Raw genomic sequence first — 17,562 nt, forward strand, 5'->3', positions numbered from 1 at the left:
GAAATACAACGACCAGCCGTAGCGTGCTGGTCGTTTTTTATCCGATTAACGGCGTTTAGAAACAAAAAGTATTTTCTGCTGCCATTTCATCACGATATAGCTCTCACCTTCGGGCATTGCCGTCTTGACGACACACCGACTTCCGCGCACACTTCTTTTCGTGTCACGAATTGTTGACAGTTTTGTCTGGAGCGAAAAGGCAACCACTATGAGACTACAAGTCTTTTGTGTCGATCGGCTTGGGATGACCCGTGAACTGCTGGATATTCTGGCGAGCCGGGAACTGGATCTGCGGGGAATCGAAATCGACCGCAGCGGTATTATTTATCTCAATTGTCCGGAAATCGAATTTGAAGAGTTTCGTCAGTTAATGTTTCAAATCCGTCAGTTAGACGGAGTCACGGATGTGCGTAAAATACAGTTCATGCCGAGCGAGCGTGAACACAAAGAATTGAAAGCCTTGCTGGAAGCACTGCCGGATCCCTTTTTCTCTGTCAATCTGCAGGGAAAAATTGATCTGGCTAATCAGCCGGCAGAGCAGTTATTAGGCAAAACCCGCGAAGCTGTGCTGGGAGAAACCGTCCACAGTGTGCTGGGTTTCAATTTCCATCGCTGGCTGGAGAAAGACAGCGCCAAGCATTACAGCGAAATGGTGGTGTTGTCCGGCCTGGATTATCTGATGGAAGTCATGCCGGTCTACGTGGCCGATGAATCTGATAATGAAGTGCTGGCCAGTGCAGTGATTTTGCTGAAGTCCCTGTCTGAGGCCAAAATGCCGCTGGCGATGCGCAAGATCAGCGGTGACAATGGTTTTGAGCATCTGGTCGGGCAATCTTCCCGTTTCCGTCATTTGATTGCACAGGCGAAAAAACTGGCCCTGCTCGATGCACCTTTGCTGATTCAGGGTGAAACCGGGACGGGTAAAGAAATGCTGGCCAGAGCCTGTCACCAGCGTTCACTGCGGCGGGAAAAACCATTCCTGCTGGTCAATTGCGTGTCTATGCCGGATAACGCCGCCGAAACCGAGTTGTTCGGGGTGGCCGGTACCGGTGGTGAATCCGGTAAGAAAGGCATTTTCGAACAGGCCAGCGGCGGTACGGTGTTCCTGTATGAGATTGGCGAGATGTCCTCTCATTTGCAGGTGAAACTGTTACGCTTCCTGCAGGATGGCACTTTCCGCCGGGTCGGCGAAGAGAAAGAAGTGCGGGTCGATGTCCGGGTTATTTGCTCCACACAGAAGCGGTTGCCGGATCTGGTTGCCGCGGGGCAATTCCGCGAAGATTTGTACTACCGCCTGAATGTGTTATCTCTGGTGGTTCCGCCGTTGCGGGAACGTGCGGCAGATATAGTGCCCCTGGCTGAACTTTTTGTGTCTCAGTTTGCCCAGGAGCTGCAGCAGGCGAAACCTGTGATGTCAGATAAACTGTCCCAGATGCTGAGCCAGTATGCGTGGCCGGGCAATATCCGCCAGCTGCGCAATGTTCTGTTCCGGGCCATGACGCAGCTTGAAAGCGCCGAAATGACGGTCGATGATATTCAGCTGCCAGAGAATGAATCGGCCAGCGTGATCAACGAAGAGACACTCGATGGCTCGTTGGATGACATTATGAAGCGCTATGAAACCGGCATCCTGACAAACCTGTACCGGAGTTACCCTTCTACGCGTAAATTGGCAAAACGATTAGGGGTGTCTCACACCGCAGTAGCGAATAAATTACGCGAGTATGGCATCAGTAAGCCGTAACCTGCTTGCTGTGCTACGTCAATCACCCGGAAGGCCACTCAGCTAAAGTGGCCTGATTTTGGACTGGATGTGGCCATTTTCAAGGGCCCGTAAAAGGTTGATCAAATCCAGCCCAAAACGGCAACTGATTCTCGGATTCTGGCAGATCACGCGGTGACAGGGTATGAGTATAGGGATGGGATTCACATTTTTAGCCAGTGCCACCGCCTGATGAGCTTGTTTATTACCGAGCTGGGCAGCCAGTTCCTGACTGGTGCGTGTTTCGCCATAGGGAATGGCCTGGATAGCCTGCCAGACCTGATGCTGAAAAGCTGTGCCATCGGGCGCTAAACGCAATGAAAATTGCTGACGCTGGCCTTCCAGGTATTGCTTGAGCTGAAGGGTGTACTCTTGTAATTTTTTAGGGTGATGAACCCAGCAGGGGGGAGGCTGATAGCCGTCACTGGCAATGGTGATCAGTTTCAGCCCCTGGTCGTCGGCCTGCAGATAAATCAGACCAAGCTCAGTGTTGATCAGGTCATAGTACATAATTGCCTTCACCGGTCAGAGAGTCTTAACGGCTACCTTCAGCCAGGCACAGGGGAACGCCTCAAATGCCGGTAGCGTTAAAGTGAAAGTATAGTATGCAGAGGTCAGCTTGTTTCATTCAATCATGCAGCGTTCATCAACCTTAAAAGTTGATGAACTGACAGTGCGTCTGGTGACAAATAAAGATGCGCGTCAGATAGCGTCATATTATCAGCGTAACAAACAGTTTCTCCAGCCCTGGGAACCGCTTCGGGATCCGGCTTTCTTTACTGTGGAAGGCTGGGAACGCCGTCTGACACAGTTGGCTGAGCTCCATAAACACCAGCTGGCGTATTATTTTGTTATCTTCATGGAAGGCTCAGAAGAAGTCTGCGGTGTCATTAATTTCAGTAACCTGGTGCGCCACCCTTTTTACGCCTGCCATGTCGGTTATTCACTGGATGAAAAATGTCAGGGTAAGGGTATTATGCGGCGGGCGTTGAATGCTGCTATACGCTGGATGTTTGACGTGCAGCAGTTTCATCGGGTGATGGCGGCTTATATACCGCGCAATAAGCGCAGTGCGGCAGTACTGAAATCGGCGGGTTTCGAGCAGGAAGGTGTTGCCCGTGAATACTTGTTAATCAATGGGCGCTGGGAAGATCATATACTGACGGCCCGTATTAACCCGGACTGGTCGCAACCTTCGCAGTAACGGTTTACAGGGCGCATTAACTGTGGGCCGGTAAAACGGAAATAAAAAAGCTTGCGTTTACTGTATGCTCAGTACCGCAAGCTTTTTTCGTTTCAGCGTGTTGCTCTGACTTATCAGTCGACAGTCAGGATACGCATGTTGTTGGTACTGCCGACCGTGTCCATGATGTCACCTTGAGTGATAATCACCAGATCGCCTGTTTTCAGCAGATTCAGCTCTTTCAGATCGTGAATCGCATGTTTGGCAACATCCAGACCTGCGTCACCGGCACGGTCGAAAAAGACAGGTGTGACACCACGATACAGTGCGGCGCGATTGAGTGTCTGCTCATTGCGCGACAACGCAAAGATTGGCAGGCCGGATGAAATACGCGACATCATCAGCGGTGTACGACCGGATTCGGTCAGGGTGATCATGGCAGTGACACCGACCATGTGGTTGGCGGCATACATGGTTGACATCGCAATGGTTTCTTCCGGGGTATCAAAGGTGCGGTCCATGCGGTGAGAAGACACGTTCACACTGTGCTCTTTCTCGGCACCCAGACACACGCTGGCCATGGCTTTGACTGTCTCAACCGGATAATCACCTGCAGCGGTTTCAGCCGATAACATTACCGCATCCGTACCGTCGAGTACGGCGTTAGCCACGTCCATCACCTCAGCACGGGTTGGCATCGGGCTGGTGATCATGGATTCCATCATCTGAGTGGCAGTAATGACAGTACGGTTCAGGCTGCGAGCGCGGCGGATCAGTTTCTTTTGCACACCGATCAGTTCCGGGTCACCAATTTCCACACCCAGGTCACCACGGGCAACCATCACAGCGTCTGAGGCCATGATAATATCGTCCATGGCTTCTTCGCTGGCAACCGCTTCAGCACGCTCTACTTTCGCCACCAGACGGGCATTCAGGCCAGCATCGGTTGCCAGACGGCGCGCATAGTGCATGTCTTCGCCGTTGCGGGGGAATGAAACCGCCAGATAATCCACATTCATGGCCGCTGCCGTGATGATATCGGCTTTATCTTTTTCAGTCAGGGCTTCGGCGGACAGGCCACCCCCTTTCTTGTTGATGCCTTTATTATTGGATAACGGGCCACCAACAGTCACTTTTGTGTGTACTTTGTTACCTTCAACATGCGTGACTTCAAGCTGTACACGGCCATCATCAAGCAGCAGTAAGTCGCCAGGACTGACATCTTTTGGCAGCTCTTTATAATCCAGACCAACCGCTTGCTGATTACCTTCACCTTTAGGTAAGTCGCTGTCGAGGGTGAACGTGTCACCGATAGCCAGCTTGATTTTGCTGTCTTTGAAGGTAGAAATTCGGATTTTCGGGCCTTGCAGATCGCCAAGTATAGCGACGTGGCGGCCAAGCTTAGCAGCGATTTCACGGACTTGTTTAGTGCGTTGAATATGATCGTCAGGGCTGCCGTGCGAAAAGTTCATGCGTACCACGTTGGCGCCGGCCGCAATAATGGCTTCGAGGTTGTTGTCGCGATCGGTAGCAGGGCCGAGTGTAGTTACGATTTTGGTACGTCTTAACCTTTGAGACATGAAGCTCTCCATATAGTCGAAAGGATACGATGAGATGGGTTATAACTTGGGTATATAGTGTTAGCATTATCTGTAATTATATTACAGGTGCTTGTAGTAAAAAGGCGACATAGGACAATGAATTGACGACTTTGTCGTCCGTGTTGGTCGTTTTCATTCTCAGCTAAGCGGGTATTATTGTCCGTTTTAAACGCAGAGGGAATACTGAGGGTATAAAAAAGCATGGCTATATCACCATGCTTTGATGTTTTTCCACCCTGAGAATCATAAACAGGTCGTTGAGTTTAAAATAACCCTTCTTTTGCAATGCGTGAATCTTTGATGGTCTCTTTTACGCGTTTCAGGTTCTCTCTGAAACCCGGGCCACGGCGCAAGGTAAAGCCGGTTGCGAGCACATCAATGACCGTCATCTGTACCACACGGCTGGCCATAGGCATGTAGATGTCAGTATCTTCTGGAACATCGAGGCAGATAGACAGTGAGCATTCGCGATCCAGCGGCGAGTCTTTGGCGGTAATACCAATAACAGTCGCACCGTTTTCACGTGCCATCTCAGCAATTTCTACCAGATTCTTGGTACGGCCAGTGTGAGAGATCAGTACCACAACATCATTGTCAGTGCAGTTAATCACACTCATACGCTGCATCACAACGTCATCAAAACAGACAATAGGGATGTTGAAGCGGAAGAACTTATTCATGGCATCATGGGCCACCGAGGCTGATGCGCCCAAGCCAAAGAATGAAATGCGTTTTGCCTGAGTCAGCAAGTCTACTGCTCTGTTAACTTGCATCGGATCGAGACTGCTCTTAGCAACATCCAGACAAGCCATGGTGGACTCGAAGATTTTGGCTGTGTAAGCTTCTGCGCTGTCGTCTTCTTCAACGTTACGGTTTACATAGGGAGTACCGTTCGCCAGGCTTTGAGCAAGATGGAGTTTAAAATCCGGGAAACCTTTGGTATCAAGGCGACGGCAGAAACGGTTGACCGTTGGCTCGCTGACATCGGCCATTTTGGCCAGCGTCGCAATGCTTGAGTGAATGGCGGTTTGCGGGGAAGCGATGATAACTTCAGCAACCTTACGCTCTGACTTACTAAAGTTTTCTAAATTGTTTTGGATTTTTTCAAGGGTATTCATACGATAACCGCGATTCGTTGCTGAATTTCAAAATAGGCGAGTTCGTTGGGACGCTGCCAAATATGATGAAACTATACTACTTTTCTTTTCTGGCCTCCTAGCAAATCTCTGAAAATCACTTTTCCTTTTTATTATAGTTTGATCACGATCTACTTTCCCTTTCAGTTTTGAAATGATTTTAACGGGGAAAAACCAATGAAATGCCGAGTATTAAGCTGCTTTGTGTTATTTATTTTCAATGCCCGGAATTAATTTACAGTTTGAATTAAATGTACAACAAAAAGACAACGAATAAATTTCAAAGGAAGTAATGATGGAAAAAGCAAAGCGTGTCAGTGTCTGTGGCTGCGGTTGGTTAGGCTTGCCTTTGGCCAAGCGCCTGCATCATTCCGGTTATGAAACATTCGGTTCAAAGCAGACTCAAGAGGGCGCTGAAGTATTGGAGCGCCAGGGTATCAAAGGTGTTGTGGTTCGTTTGCCGCTACTGCTCGAGGCGCACTCGCCGACGCTGAACGCATTTTTAGCGGCAGATGTTATGGTGCTGAATGTGCCGCCCGGGAGACAGACAACGTCAGCAGATGAATACAGCACAAAAATCCTGTCGTTATCTGAGGCAGCGAAAACGGTCGGTTGTCATAGGTTGATTTTTATCAGCACTACCTCGGTTTACGGGGATGCCGAAGGAGAAGTTACTGAATCAACCGAGCCTGCTCCTTCGACAGAATCTGGCAGGGTACATGCTGATCTGGAACAGCAACTCCGTCAGTCATGGGGTGATGATCTGGTGGTGCTGCGTTTAGCCGGCCTGATTGGCCCTCAACGGCATCCGGTGAAGTTTCTGGCCGGACGACAAGGCATTGCCAATGGCGGGGCGCCAGTCAACCTGGTGCATCTGGATGATGTGATATCTGCCGTTATAGCAATCTTAGAATGCTGGCCGACAATGACGACTGTGCATTTGTCTGCGCCACAGCACCCCAGCAGGGAAAAATATTATCGGCAAATGGCCCGTTTGGCAGGATTAGCCCTGCCTGAGTTTCAGCCTGGTGGCGAGCAGGGGAAGTGGATAAATGCATCCGCAACCGTTGAGGCTCTGGGTTTGAACTGGCGTTATGAGGATATAATGACTCTGGCTCCTGAGCTCTGAGGAGGGGTCAAGCGCTTCACCATGTAGGCTCGGTGTTGCGAGTGCCAGATAAAAAAAATCCCGCTGAAAAGTCAGCGGGAGGAATTTATCCTTAACACAATTAGGAGTTTAGCAGCAGTGGCATTGTCGATTAAAGCTGTTCAGTGAACCATTCATTGGCGGCCGGTTATCAATCACTTCGTTAATCTTAATGTCACTAGTTATGACCGAGCGCTCATCGCTTAGTTCCGATTTCACACCGCTTTTTTTGAAATATTTTCTAACCAATTGATATCTATAAGACAAAATAAACCGTTTTTTAAACAACCGCGCACTTGCTGAAACGTTCAGGCCAAGGTTGTCTGTCATCTGGTGAAAATGAAAGAAACCCGTTTCCAGACGAAAACGGGCTTTGAAGAAAATCTTCTAAGAAAAAGCAGTGGCACTATGTATGACTCCGGTATTCAGCCTTGGTTCCCACCGTACTTCGCATTATTTAAATTTTTTTCTTTTCTTCTCCGTTTCAATACTGTTCATCGCTTGTTAAATCTGTTAGCAAGGTGTAGAGTTTAAACATGTGTTTAATACGGGTGACTTAACATGGTAGTCAAAGCTGATACAAAAAGCCGCATTCTGGACGCCGCTGAACTCTTGTTTGCAGAGCATGGCTTCAAAGAAACGTCGCTGCGAACAATAACCAGCAAAGCGGGAGTCAACCTGGCCTCTGTTAACTATCACTACGGTGATAAGAAAACGCTTATCCGGGCAGTGCTGAGCCGCTACCTGGAAGAATTCATGCCAGCGCTTAAGCAGGAGCTGGAAGTGCTGCTGACCCGAGATGATTTCAGCATGGAAGATGTCTTCCGCTGTACCAAGCAACCTTTGCTGAAGCTCGGCAATTTCCGTTCTGGCGGTGCCACTATTTTCATGTCCCTGATTGGTCGCGGTTATACCGATGTTCAGGGCCACTTACGCTGGTTTATCGTAACGCGTTATAACCCGGTGCTAAACCTGTTCACGAAAGCGGTTTGCCGCGCCAATCCGTCATTAGATCCGGAAACCCTGTTCTGGCGCTTGCATTTTACCTTAGGGGCGTCCGTTTTTACGATGGCATCCAGTACCGCACTGCGTGAAATTGCTGAAAATGATTTCAAATGTACTGTGTCGACCGCCGATCTGATTGATCGCATGGTGCCGTATCTTGCTGCGGGTGTTGCCGCGCCGATAGAGATGCCTGCACCAGTATCAGCTGCGACAGAGAACTCTTACTGAACCCTGCAAAAAAAAATATAACAGTTAACTCTCGCCAAGACGTGGCAGAAAGACAAAAGGACGTGACCCATGAGTAATAAAAGTCTGAGACAACGCTACATCAGTGATCCTGCTTTCAAGGTATTTAAGAAAGTGTTACCGCCACTGTCTGATACCGAACGGGAAGCCATGGAAGCAGGCAGTGTCTGGTGGGACGGTCAGCTTTTCGCCGGTAAGCCGGACTGGAATACCCTGCTGAATTATCCCAAGCCTAAGCTGAGTGACGACGAACAGTCTTTTATTGACAATGAGCTTGAAACTCTGCTGAAAATGCTGGATGACAACCAGATTGTTCGTGAAGATCGTGATTTGCCTTCTGAGGTGTGGGATTACCTGCGAAAAGAAAAATTCTTCTCATTGATCATTGGCAAAGAGTATGGCGGTCGCGAGTTCTCTGCGCATGCCAACTCGACCATTGTGACGCGTATTGCAACCCGAAGCCAAAGCGCCGCCGTGTCTGTCATGGTACCTAACTCTTTGGGCCCGGGTGAGCTACTGAGTCACTATGGTACAGAAGAGCAGAAGAATTACTGGTTACCGCGCCTGGCTGACGGTACAGATATCCCGTGTTTTGCACTGACCGGTCCGGAGGCGGGCTCTGATGCCGGCGGTATCCCGGATATGGGTGAAGTTTGTTATGGCGAGCATGAAGGTAAGGAAGTACTGGGTATCCGCGTAAGCTGGAACAAGCGATATATTACCCTGGCACCTGTTGCCACTGTGCTGGGACTGGCCTTTAAACTGCGTGATCCGCAAGGTCTGATTGGTGATCAGAAAGATATCGGCATTACCTGTGCCCTGATTCCAACCAGCCATGATGGTGTGGAAATTGGTGAGCGTCATGACCCGCTGGGTGGTGCCTTCATGAATGGTCCAACCCGTGGTCAGGATGTGTTTATTCCTATGGAGTGGGTGATCGGCGGTCAAGACTATGCTGGGCGTGGCTGGCGTATGCTGGTGGAATGTCTGTCAGCTGGCCGTGGTATCTCACTGCCGGCGTTGGGGACGGCCATTGGCCACCTGACATCTCGCAGCACCGGGGCCTATTCTTATGTGCGTAAGCAGTTTGGTATGTCGATTGGTCACTTTGAAGGTGTTGCCGAAGCTCTGGGACGTATTGGCGGCATGACTTATATGCTGGAAGCGGCCCGTACGCTGACGACCACTTCTCTGGATATGAAAGAAAAACCGGGCATAGTGACGGCAATTGCCAAGTACCACATGACGGAAATTGCCCGTACTATCCTGAACGATGCCATGGATATTCACGCCGGGCGGGGAATTCAGTCCGGGCCGATGAATTATCTGGCAAATCAGTATATTGGTATGCCTGTGGCGATCACCGTTGAAGGGGCAAACATTCTGACCCGTAACCTGATGATCTTTGGTCAGGGGGCGACCCGTTGCCACCCTTATGTACTGAAAGAAATGGAAGCCGCTGCGAATCCGGATGCAGACCAGGCAGCGAAAGACTTCGATCAACTGCTGTTCAAACACATTGGTTTTGCGGTGGGGAATGTCAGCAAAGCCTTGCTCAATGCCTTCACCGGCTCCAAACTCAACCGGACACCGGTATCGGGTGAAACGGCATATTACTATCGTCACTTGTCCCGCATGAGCCGTGCTCTGGCTGTAGCGGCAGATTTCTCTATGTTGTCACTGGGCGGAGAACTGAAACGCCGTGAAATGGTGTCTGCCCGTCTGGGTGATGTGTTAAGCCACCTGTATCTGGCATCGGCCGTGCTGAAGCGTTATGAAATGGAAGGGCGTCAGCAAGAAGATCTGCCTTTGGTTCATTACGCGTTACAGCACTGTCTGAACAAGTGCGGTGTTGCGTTTGATGAAGTCTTCAATAACTTCCCGCGCAAAGGGGTTGGCCGGGTACTGCGTACACTGACCTTCCCGCTGGGAATTCACTATGAAGCGCCAAAGGATGAGCTGAAACTGGCGATTTCCAAATTGCTGATGACTCCAGGGGTCGCGCGTGACCGACTGACCACCAACTGCTATATCGGTGAGAAAGACAATGATCCTGTGGCTATCATGGAGCGTGCTTTCGTTGCCATGTACGGTGTGCGCGATATTGAGCGTAAACTGGCGAAAGCGGTGAAAGCCGGCACTGTGCCTCGTAAGGCACCATTAGCTGAAAAACTGAAGATTGCCCTGGATGCGGGGGTAATCACAGAAGCTGAGGTTGAGAAAGTGCATAATGCTGACCAGTTGAGATCGCGTGCGATACAAGTGGACAGCTTCGCACCCGAAGCGTTTAAAAAGGGCGCCTTACAGCCAGGGAAAGCCGCCTGATAAGCAATGATATTGCTTAATGAAGAATAAACCTGGTGGTTAAATATGCCGCGCATTTGCGCGGCATTTTTTTCACTGGCTCAGCTATCCTGAAGAGGCCTGGGCTTTTAAGACGTATCCTTATTGTCTGTGGGTGCTGTTTTCTTCAGCAACTCATGGCTCAATATCAAAAAATCTGCCTTAACACCTCCAACCACTGGTCGATTTTAGCGGTTTCGAACATAAAACTGATGCGAATTAGTGACTAACCTTTTATCCTACGGGCAACAGAACAAAGGAAGAAAACGAAATGATCATCAAACCAAAAATTCGTGGATTCATTTGTACAACGACTCACCCAGTGGGTTGTGAAGCAAACGTCAAAGAGCAAATCGAATACACCCAGTCTCAGCCTAAGCTGGAAAATGGCCCTAAGCGTGTATTGGTGGTTGGCTCTTCCACTGGCTACGGTCTGGCTTCTCGTATCGCGGCAGCATTTGGCTCCGGCGCTGCGACTATCGGCGTGTTCCTGGAAAAGCAAGGTACAGAGAAAAAGCCGGGTTCAGCGGGCTGGTATAACTCTGCAGCGTTTGACAAATTCGCCAAAGCAGAAGGTCTGTACTCCAAGAGCCTTAACGGTGATGCTTTCTCGCATGAAATGAAGCAGAAAGTGATTGAGCTGATCAAAGAAGATCTGGGTCAGATAGACATGGTGGTCTACTCACTGGCTTCCCCAGTGCGTAAAATGCCGGATTCAGGCGAGCTGATTCGCTCCAGCCTTAAACCAATGGGCGAGACCTACACAGCGACAGCAGTTGATACCAACAAAGATGTCCTGATTGAAGCGAGCATTGAGCCTGCCAGCGAGCAGGAAATTGAAGATACAGTGAAAGTCATGGGCGGCCAGGACTGGGAACTGTGGATCAATGCTCTGGCTGATGCCGGCGTGCTGGCTGAAGGTTGTAAGACGGTTGCATACAGCTACATTGGTACTGAAATCACCTGGCCAATCTACTGGCATGGTGCACTGGGTAAAGCCAAGATGGATCTGGACCGTGCTGCCAGTGAGCTGAGCAGTAAACTGGCTGCTATTAAAGGTACGGCAAACGTTGCTGTGCTTAAGAGTGTTGTGACTCAGGCCAGTGCGGCGATTCCTGTAATGCCACTGTATATTGCAATGGTCTTCAAGAAAATGCGCGAAGAAGGTGTTCACGAGGGCTGTATGGAGCAAATCTTCCGTATGTTCTCACAACGCCTGTATAAAGCCGATGGTTCAGCCACTGAGCTGGACAGCGACAACCGCCTGCGTTTGGATGACTGGGAATTGCGTGAAGATATCCAGGAGCACTGCACAACGCTGTGGCCACAGGTGACAAATGAGAATTTGTTCGAGGTGACAGATTATCAGATGTACAAAGACGAGTTCATGAAATTGTTTGGCTTTGGTCTGAATGGCGTAGACTATGATGCAGAAGTCAATCCTGTGGTCGAGTTCGACGTTCAGGATGTCTGATCACTTTATGGTGATTACAAAAAAGCTGTGATAAAAAACCGCCGATGTTGGCGGTTTTTTTATGGCTGAGATTTCCGCGCAGCGAAAACAGCGTATAAACGGCGCATGAATTAAAGGGCGTTAACTGCTCTTGTCATCTGGCAGCTCAATCACGAAGGCTGCCCCTTCAATGCTGGCTTTTTCCACGTAAATACGACCGCCGTAACAGGAAACAATATCGTGGCACACAGACAGGCCAATCCCTTGTCCCGGATTGCGCTGATCAGCCCGGATCCCCCGTTGGAAAATGGCTTCCCGCATATCATCGCTGACACCGGGACCGTCATCCTCAATACGGATAATCAATTTTCCCTGCTGTTGTGCGGCGCTGAGGCGAATCTCACTGATACAGAACCTGAAGGCGTTTTCCAGCAGATTTCCCAGCAGTTCCATCAAATCGGTGCGGTTCAGAGGGAGGCACAAGCCCGTGCTGTACTGGCGTTTCAGTGTGACCTGTTTGGTGCTGTAAATCTTCTTCAGCATCCGCTCAAAGCTTTCCACGACTGGGTTGAGCAGGGTCTTATCTTTCTGCAGACCTTGTTGTCCCATTAAAGCACGTTTTAACTGATACTGAACCAGATCGTCCATCTGACTGATTTGTTCCAGCATGCGCTGATTGAGATCGCAGCGGGGCAGGGAATGATCATCCAGCAAGGCATTGGCGGCGGCCAGACGGGTTTTCAGGCTGTGTGCCAGATCGTCCATCGCGTGGCGGTAGCGGGCGGTCTTGTCGTTACTGATCCGGATGAGACGATTAAGTGACTGTGTCACGTCCTGCAACTCAGTAGGAAAATCACTGTCCAGCTGCTCGCGTTTGGCGTCCGTGACCTGATTGAGCTGAGTGGCCAGTTTTCGCAACGGCTGAAAGCTCCAGTGAAATGCGGCGATGAGAAAGGCAACGGCGATCAATACAAACAAGCCGAGATACAGAGCGGTTCGGTTGTGAAGCCGGCTCAGGGACTGTTCATAGGCCGTACCTGAGCGCAGGACAACCAGCTGGTAAGCATTGCCATTCTCGCGGTCACGGCTGATATCGTAAGCGATATAGCTCTTTGTGTTATCAGCCTTGACCAGGGTGGGGGTTTGCATTGCATCCGGCAGGCTACTGCAAATACTGGTCAGCCCCGCGGCTTTTGCCTCATCTGACAACCACATCGTATTATCATTGCGATCACAAAGGACCGACATGTAATCCGTCGCGGATGGATCCAAGGAGTCAATCCATTTATCAACGTCTTTGATTAATCCTGCCCGGTTAAGCTGGGCAACGACTAACGGCATTTGTGCAACAAGATCCGTGGAATAGGCAGCCATGTAACTCTGGCTGTAGAGTTCATTGATCACCCAGGCCAAGGCCGAGGTAATCAGGGCAATGATCGCAATGGATGTGATCATTACCCGATGGCGCAAACGCGGGAGAATAGCCAGATTCATTGCGCGGTAAGCTCAAAGATGTATCCCTGACCGCGAATGGTCGAAATGGGGTTATCCTGTCCGGTCTGGCTGATTTTTTTGCGCAGACGGCTGATCATGACCTCGATGGTATTAGGATCGCCTTCCTGATCTTCATACAACACGTCCAGCAGTCGCTGCTTGGAGACCACCTGGCGGCTGTGGCGCATCAGGTATTCCAGCAGTTCGTACTCAAAAGCGGTGAGGTCGAGCAGGTTTTCACTGACAAAAACCTGTTTCGCCAGCAGGTCGACACGGATTTCTCCGGCGATCATCTCGGGCTTTATAAACCCTGCACTACGGCGAACCAACGCACTCAGCCGGGCCACCAGCTCTTCTCTCTGGAAAGGTTTCACCAGATAATCATCGGCACCAGCTTCCAGTCCCGTGACTTTATCCTGCCAGTTAGAACGTGCTGTCAGAATCAGGATTGGCAGTCGTAAGCCTTTATCACGGATTTCACGAATCAGAGTGATACCGTCACGGTCGGGCAGACCTATATCGACGATAGCGACATCATTGGGGTAGTTATCAGCATAGAACAGGCCTTCTTCGGCCGTATTGGCACACTGAACTTGATTGCCCAGCTCACTGAGCTGAGTTTTCAGATGGTGGCACAGGATCGGATCGTCTTCGACTATCAGGATGCGCATCATAATAAAGTTACCTGAAACTGTGGAATAGAGTTGCGAATACCAGAAAGCACGCTTTATAGCAAAGGGGGCTGGCGGGTACAATTTTCACCGGTTAATTGTGAGAGATTATACCACCTATCATCTGAATAACGGCTGACTCTGCCAAATGCCAGTGTCAGCCGTGTGGGGAGGTGCTAGCTGAGAATAATAATCAGCGTACCTGCTATTGTGAGCAGAACGTTAGCTATGGCGTAGGTGCCTGCATAACCCAGAGCAGGAATAGTACTGCGGGCATGCTCATTGATCATGTCCATCGCCGGGGCGCAGGTACGGGCGCCGATAATGGCACCAAACAGCAGTGCACGGTTCATATCCAGTACATACGCGCCGAAAAGGTAGGCAAGCATCACGGGAATCACGCTCACCATCATGCTGACTAAAAATACGCTCGGACCAATTTGCGTAATCGATTCAAACAGGTTAGAGCCGGCACTCAGGCCAATACCAACCATAAACACCATCAAACCGAGATCTTTGGCCATATTGAGTGCGCCCTGCGGAACATAGCCGAACGTCGGGTGATTGGCACGCAGGAAACCCAGGGAGATCCCGGCGAGCAACAGACCCGCGGCATTACCCAGACCAAAGGTAATCTGGCCGAAGGTCATGGTAATGGAACCGAAAAGCAGCCCCATAATAAAGAAGCAGCAAAAGGCCAGAAGATCAGCAATCTGACTGTGGATAGAGATAAAGCCAATGCGCTCGGCCAGCCCCAGTACCCGGCTTTTCTCACCGCTGACCTGGAGTATGTCACCTTTATTGAGCAGGGTACTGTGGTCCATCGGCATTTCAATCTGAGCACGTACCACACGGTTGAGGAAGCAGCCATATTCGGCCAGATTCAGCTCTGATAAGCGCTTACCGGCAATATTGTCGTTCTTGACCACGATCTCTTCTTCAACAATGCGCAGATCGAGCAAATCACGGTCAAACACTTCTTTTCCGTTGCGGAAGCTGGGATCCAGTCGTGCGTGGCTGTCGGGGTAACCCACTAAGGCAATCTCGTCGCCTTCCTGCAGGATGGCATCACCATCCGGGTTGGCAAGAATACCATGGCGCCGGATACGCTCAATGTAGCAGCCCGTCTGGCGATAGATGCCCAGTTCACGCAGGTTACGGCCATCGATCCAGTCAATCAGTTCAGGTCCGACACGGTACGCACGTATGATAGGTAAGTAGACTTTGCGTTGTGAGGCGCCACCTATTCCACGCTCTTTCGCAATCTGTTGCGAGGATTCAGCCAGATCTTGCTTTTGCAGCTTGGGCATCAGCTTGGCCAGCAGTATCAGGCTGATCAGGCCAATCAGGTAAGACATGGCGTATCCGACACTCAGGCTGTCAATCAGGTCCTGAACAATCATGGGATCAGACAGATTCGATAAGCCGCCACTTAATGCATCTTTGGCACCGACCAGAACCGGCGTAGCAGTAAGAGAGCCCGCCATGAGGCCGGTCGCCAGACCCAGATCCAGATTCAGGTAATGTGACATAGTCAGTGTGATCGTGATGGCTGATAAGAGCACCACTAAAGCCAGCAGTAAATAATGTTTACCGTCCCGGAAAAAAATACCGAAGAAGTTTGGCCCGGCCTGAATACCCACACAGAAGATGAATAGCATGAAGCCAATATTGAGGGCTTCAGCATCAAAGGTAAAACCGGCGTTACCGAAGAGGAGCGCAGTCAGGAGTACGCCAATGGAATTACCAATCTGCAACTTGGCGATACGAAGTTTTCCGACAGTAAGACCCACAGCGAGAACTACAAAGAGGAGCAGAATATCATTCTGGCGAAGCAGGTCAGCAATGTCGATGTTCACAACAAATTTTTCCGAAGTCAGCGCAATATACTAAAGATATGGTTCGGAATTTTATCTTAAACTACTGCTATACGATACCGATATTCGAGGTGCGCGACACAAAAAAAGGCTGATTAAACAGCCTTTTTGTCAACGAGTCACATTTGCGCAATTGAACTGTGATTATTGAAACAGTCCAAGGTTGTCTTTTGCGTACGCTTCGAATTCTGTGCAGCCACCGATATGCTGTTGATCAACGAAGATTTGTGGCACCGTTTCAACGGGCTTACCCACGGTTTTTTCCAGGTCAGCCTTGGAAATGCCTTCTGCGTGAATATCTACGTAACGATAGTTGAAATCATCACGTTCTTCTTTCAGCTTGTCAGCCAAGTCTTTTGCACGAACACAGAAAGGGCAGCCAGGGCGACCAAAAATTACTACGAACATAGAGCTTCTCCTTTGTCTTGTGGGGCTACTATAACGTGAGTCTGTCGGCGGTGAAAGTCGGAATTATCAGTAGCATCAATAGAAAATTTCGATGGTTAGCGTTATTTACATCAGCGGTAAACCTGTTATGTCTGAGGTAGCGGCAATGAAAAAAGCCAGGCTGGACAGGCCTGGCTTTGGGCGGCAGTGGAGCAAGAAGTTAGAAGTCGTAGCGAATAGCCATCGCCAGAACGTCTTCGTTACCGTCGATTTGATCGGCTTTGTACTCTGCGTAGGTACGCAGGTTTTTGTTGAACTTGTAGTAGGCGCCAAGCACAAAATAGTCCTCAACATCTGACGTGGTGCCTGTATCGGCTTCCAGATAGTTGTAGACAGCCTGAGCAGAGAAGCCATTACCAAAGTTGTAGCCCACTACGGCTTCGTAGCCGTCGTAGTCAGTACCGGTTTCTGCGCCTGACTTGTCTTTCCAGTTTTCACCCATGCTGTACAGTAGTGCGGCATAGATGTTGTTGGCGTCGTACGCAACAGACAGTGCAGTCACTTCTGCATCATCAGTGCCATCCAGGCCTTCACCTGAGTTATAACCGGCACCAAATTTCACGCCCACAGGCAGTGCGTAAGAGGCAGCAACACCGTAAGAGGTTGATGTGTCGCCATTTACTTGCTGAACGGCGTTGTTGTCCAGCTGGTAGCTTGCTTCAACAGTCAGGCCGCTGAATTCGCCAGCATATTTCAGCACTGAGCTGGTCTTACCTGTACCGAAACGGTCGGTACCTGTACCACTTGCATCTGCACCGAATTCTTCCAGGGTATCGGTGTAATCAGAAATCAGGGTAAACGACCCTTCCTGACGACCGTAGGTGGCTTCACCGAAGTTACCGCCCAGACCGGCATAAGCTTTACGTGTTTCAAGACCTTCGTCTTTAGAAGAGGCGTTCACTTCAGTTTCGTACAGGCCGACACCGTAAAGGTTGCTGTTAATTTCAGACTTCGCTTTGGCACCAAAGCGGAAGTAGCTTTGATCGCCTTTTTCGCTGTTGTCATCCGAGCTGTAGTACATACCTACTGCACGACCATACAAATCAACGGTTGCCCCATCCTTGTCATAAACGTTTGCAGCAGCAGCTGAGCCAGAAACAAAAGCAGTAATCAATGCCGATGCTAAAACAGTTTTTTTCATTTCTTTTTCCCCTAGGTAGGTATCAAGTGCTTCATTGCTGTTTTGATGGGCTGCAG

General features: G+C 49.9%; 14 protein-coding genes. 6 read left to right on the plus strand and 8 right to left on the minus strand.

All coding sequences use genetic code 11. From position 1 onward, the window contains the following. The first annotated feature begins 208 nt into the window (after window positions 1-208). Window positions 209-1,744, plus strand: a complete 1,536-nt coding sequence (gene tyrR / locus L6J37_RS17280) for a transcriptional regulator TyrR (RefSeq protein ID WP_192015334.1) — start codon at window positions 209-211, stop codon at window positions 1,742-1,744. A 42-nt stretch (window positions 1,745-1,786) separates the two neighbouring features. Here the strand turns inward: tyrR and L6J37_RS17285 are convergent, their stop codons facing one another. Continuing rightward, window positions 1,787-2,272, minus strand: coding sequence for a methylated-DNA--[protein]-cysteine S-methyltransferase (locus L6J37_RS17285; RefSeq protein ID WP_192015335.1), 486 nt, complete (start codon window positions 2,270-2,272; stop codon window positions 1,787-1,789). Window positions 2,273-2,381: 109 nt separating this feature from the next. Between L6J37_RS17285 and rimJ the strand changes: the two genes are divergently transcribed. Next, complete coding sequence (rimJ, locus tag L6J37_RS17290) at window positions 2,382-2,966, plus strand: ribosomal protein S5-alanine N-acetyltransferase (protein ID WP_225445108.1); 585 nt, start codon at window positions 2,382-2,384, stop codon at window positions 2,964-2,966. A gap of 113 nt (window positions 2,967-3,079) precedes the next feature. Here the strand turns inward: rimJ and pyk are convergent, their stop codons facing one another. Both pyk and L6J37_RS17300 read right to left on the minus strand, forming a co-directional pair. Then, window positions 3,080-4,525: a pyruvate kinase gene (gene pyk / locus L6J37_RS17295; protein ID WP_192015336.1), complete on the minus strand. Its 1,446-nt coding sequence runs from the start codon at window positions 4,523-4,525 to the stop codon at window positions 3,080-3,082. 284 nt (window positions 4,526-4,809) lie between these two features. Further along, the gene (locus L6J37_RS17300; RefSeq protein WP_046219713.1) at window positions 4,810-5,664 is read right to left on the minus strand and encodes a MurR/RpiR family transcriptional regulator; all 855 of its coding nucleotides are present in this window, start codon (window positions 5,662-5,664) and stop codon (window positions 4,810-4,812) included. 310 nt (window positions 5,665-5,974) lie between these two features. Between L6J37_RS17300 and L6J37_RS17305 the strand changes: the two genes are divergently transcribed. From L6J37_RS17305 to fabV, 4 genes are all read left to right on the plus strand, one after another. Further along, window positions 5,975-6,811, plus strand: a complete 837-nt coding sequence (locus tag L6J37_RS17305) for an NAD-dependent epimerase/dehydratase family protein (protein WP_237796046.1) — start codon at window positions 5,975-5,977, stop codon at window positions 6,809-6,811. A gap of 579 nt (window positions 6,812-7,390) precedes the next feature. After that, complete coding sequence (locus L6J37_RS17310) at window positions 7,391-8,062, plus strand: TetR/AcrR family transcriptional regulator (protein WP_192015337.1); 672 nt, start codon at window positions 7,391-7,393, stop codon at window positions 8,060-8,062. Window positions 8,063-8,131: 69 nt separating this feature from the next. Next, complete coding sequence (locus L6J37_RS17315) at window positions 8,132-10,405, plus strand: acyl-CoA dehydrogenase (RefSeq protein ID WP_237796047.1); 2,274 nt, start codon at window positions 8,132-8,134, stop codon at window positions 10,403-10,405. A gap of 289 nt (window positions 10,406-10,694) precedes the next feature. Further along, window positions 10,695-11,897 carry an enoyl-ACP reductase FabV gene (fabV, locus tag L6J37_RS17320; protein WP_192015339.1) on the plus strand — a complete coding sequence of 401 codons (1,203 nt, stop codon included), beginning with the start codon at window positions 10,695-10,697 and terminating at the stop codon, window positions 11,895-11,897. Window positions 11,898-12,017: 120 nt separating this feature from the next. Here the strand turns inward: fabV and L6J37_RS17325 are convergent, their stop codons facing one another. From L6J37_RS17325 to L6J37_RS17345, 5 genes are all read right to left on the minus strand, one after another. After that, window positions 12,018-13,370, minus strand: a complete 1,353-nt coding sequence (locus L6J37_RS17325) for an ATP-binding protein (RefSeq protein WP_237796048.1) — start codon at window positions 13,368-13,370, stop codon at window positions 12,018-12,020. Then, window positions 13,367-14,041 (minus strand): response regulator, encoded by a 675-nt coding sequence (locus L6J37_RS17330; RefSeq protein WP_192015385.1) that lies wholly within the window; start codon window positions 14,039-14,041, stop codon window positions 13,367-13,369. The genes L6J37_RS17325 and L6J37_RS17330 overlap by 4 nt, the downstream gene beginning before the upstream one ends. Before the next feature lie 176 nt (window positions 14,042-14,217). After that, on the minus strand, window positions 14,218-15,900 hold the full coding sequence (locus L6J37_RS17335; protein WP_192015341.1) for an aspartate:alanine antiporter: 1,683 nt from the start codon (window positions 15,898-15,900) through the stop codon (window positions 14,218-14,220). A gap of 162 nt (window positions 15,901-16,062) precedes the next feature. Further along, entirely contained in the window at window positions 16,063-16,326 is a 264-nt protein-coding gene (locus tag L6J37_RS17340; protein ID WP_192015342.1) for a GrxA family glutaredoxin, read from the minus strand. A 199-nt stretch (window positions 16,327-16,525) separates the two neighbouring features. Beyond that, window positions 16,526-17,506, minus strand: a complete 981-nt coding sequence (locus tag L6J37_RS17345; protein WP_192015343.1) for a porin — start codon at window positions 17,504-17,506, stop codon at window positions 16,526-16,528. Window positions 17,507-17,562 lie beyond the last annotated feature (56 nt).

The organism is Photobacterium sp. WH77 (assembly GCF_022014395.1).
GTDB lineage: Bacteria > Pseudomonadota > Gammaproteobacteria > Enterobacterales > Vibrionaceae > Photobacterium > Photobacterium arenosum.

Coding starts and splice junctions, on each gene's coding strand:
- L6J37_RS17305 (WP_237796046.1), top strand. CDS start 5,975: ATGATGGAAAAAGCAAAGCGTGTCAGTGTCTGTGGCTGCGGTTGGTTA.
- pyk (WP_192015336.1), bottom strand. CDS start 4,525: ATGTCTCAAAGGTTAAGACGTACCAAAATCGTAACTACACTCGGCCCT.
- L6J37_RS17310 (WP_192015337.1), top strand. CDS start 7,391: ATGGTAGTCAAAGCTGATACAAAAAGCCGCATTCTGGACGCCGCTGAA.
- L6J37_RS17325 (WP_237796048.1), bottom strand. CDS start 13,370: ATGAATCTGGCTATTCTCCCGCGTTTGCGCCATCGGGTAATGATCACA.
- L6J37_RS17330 (WP_192015385.1), bottom strand. CDS start 14,041: ATGCGCATCCTGATAGTCGAAGACGATCCGATCCTGTGCCACCATCTG.
- L6J37_RS17300 (WP_046219713.1), bottom strand. CDS start 5,664: ATGAATACCCTTGAAAAAATCCAAAACAATTTAGAAAACTTTAGTAAG.
- L6J37_RS17285 (WP_192015335.1), bottom strand. CDS start 2,272: ATGTACTATGACCTGATCAACACTGAGCTTGGTCTGATTTATCTGCAG.
- L6J37_RS17345 (WP_192015343.1), bottom strand. CDS start 17,506: ATGAAAAAAACTGTTTTAGCATCGGCATTGATTACTGCTTTTGTTTCT.
- L6J37_RS17340 (WP_192015342.1), bottom strand. CDS start 16,326: ATGTTCGTAGTAATTTTTGGTCGCCCTGGCTGCCCTTTCTGTGTTCGT.
- L6J37_RS17315 (WP_237796047.1), top strand. CDS start 8,132: ATGAGTAATAAAAGTCTGAGACAACGCTACATCAGTGATCCTGCTTTC.
- tyrR (WP_192015334.1), top strand. CDS start 209: ATGAGACTACAAGTCTTTTGTGTCGATCGGCTTGGGATGACCCGTGAA.
- fabV (WP_192015339.1), top strand. CDS start 10,695: ATGATCATCAAACCAAAAATTCGTGGATTCATTTGTACAACGACTCAC.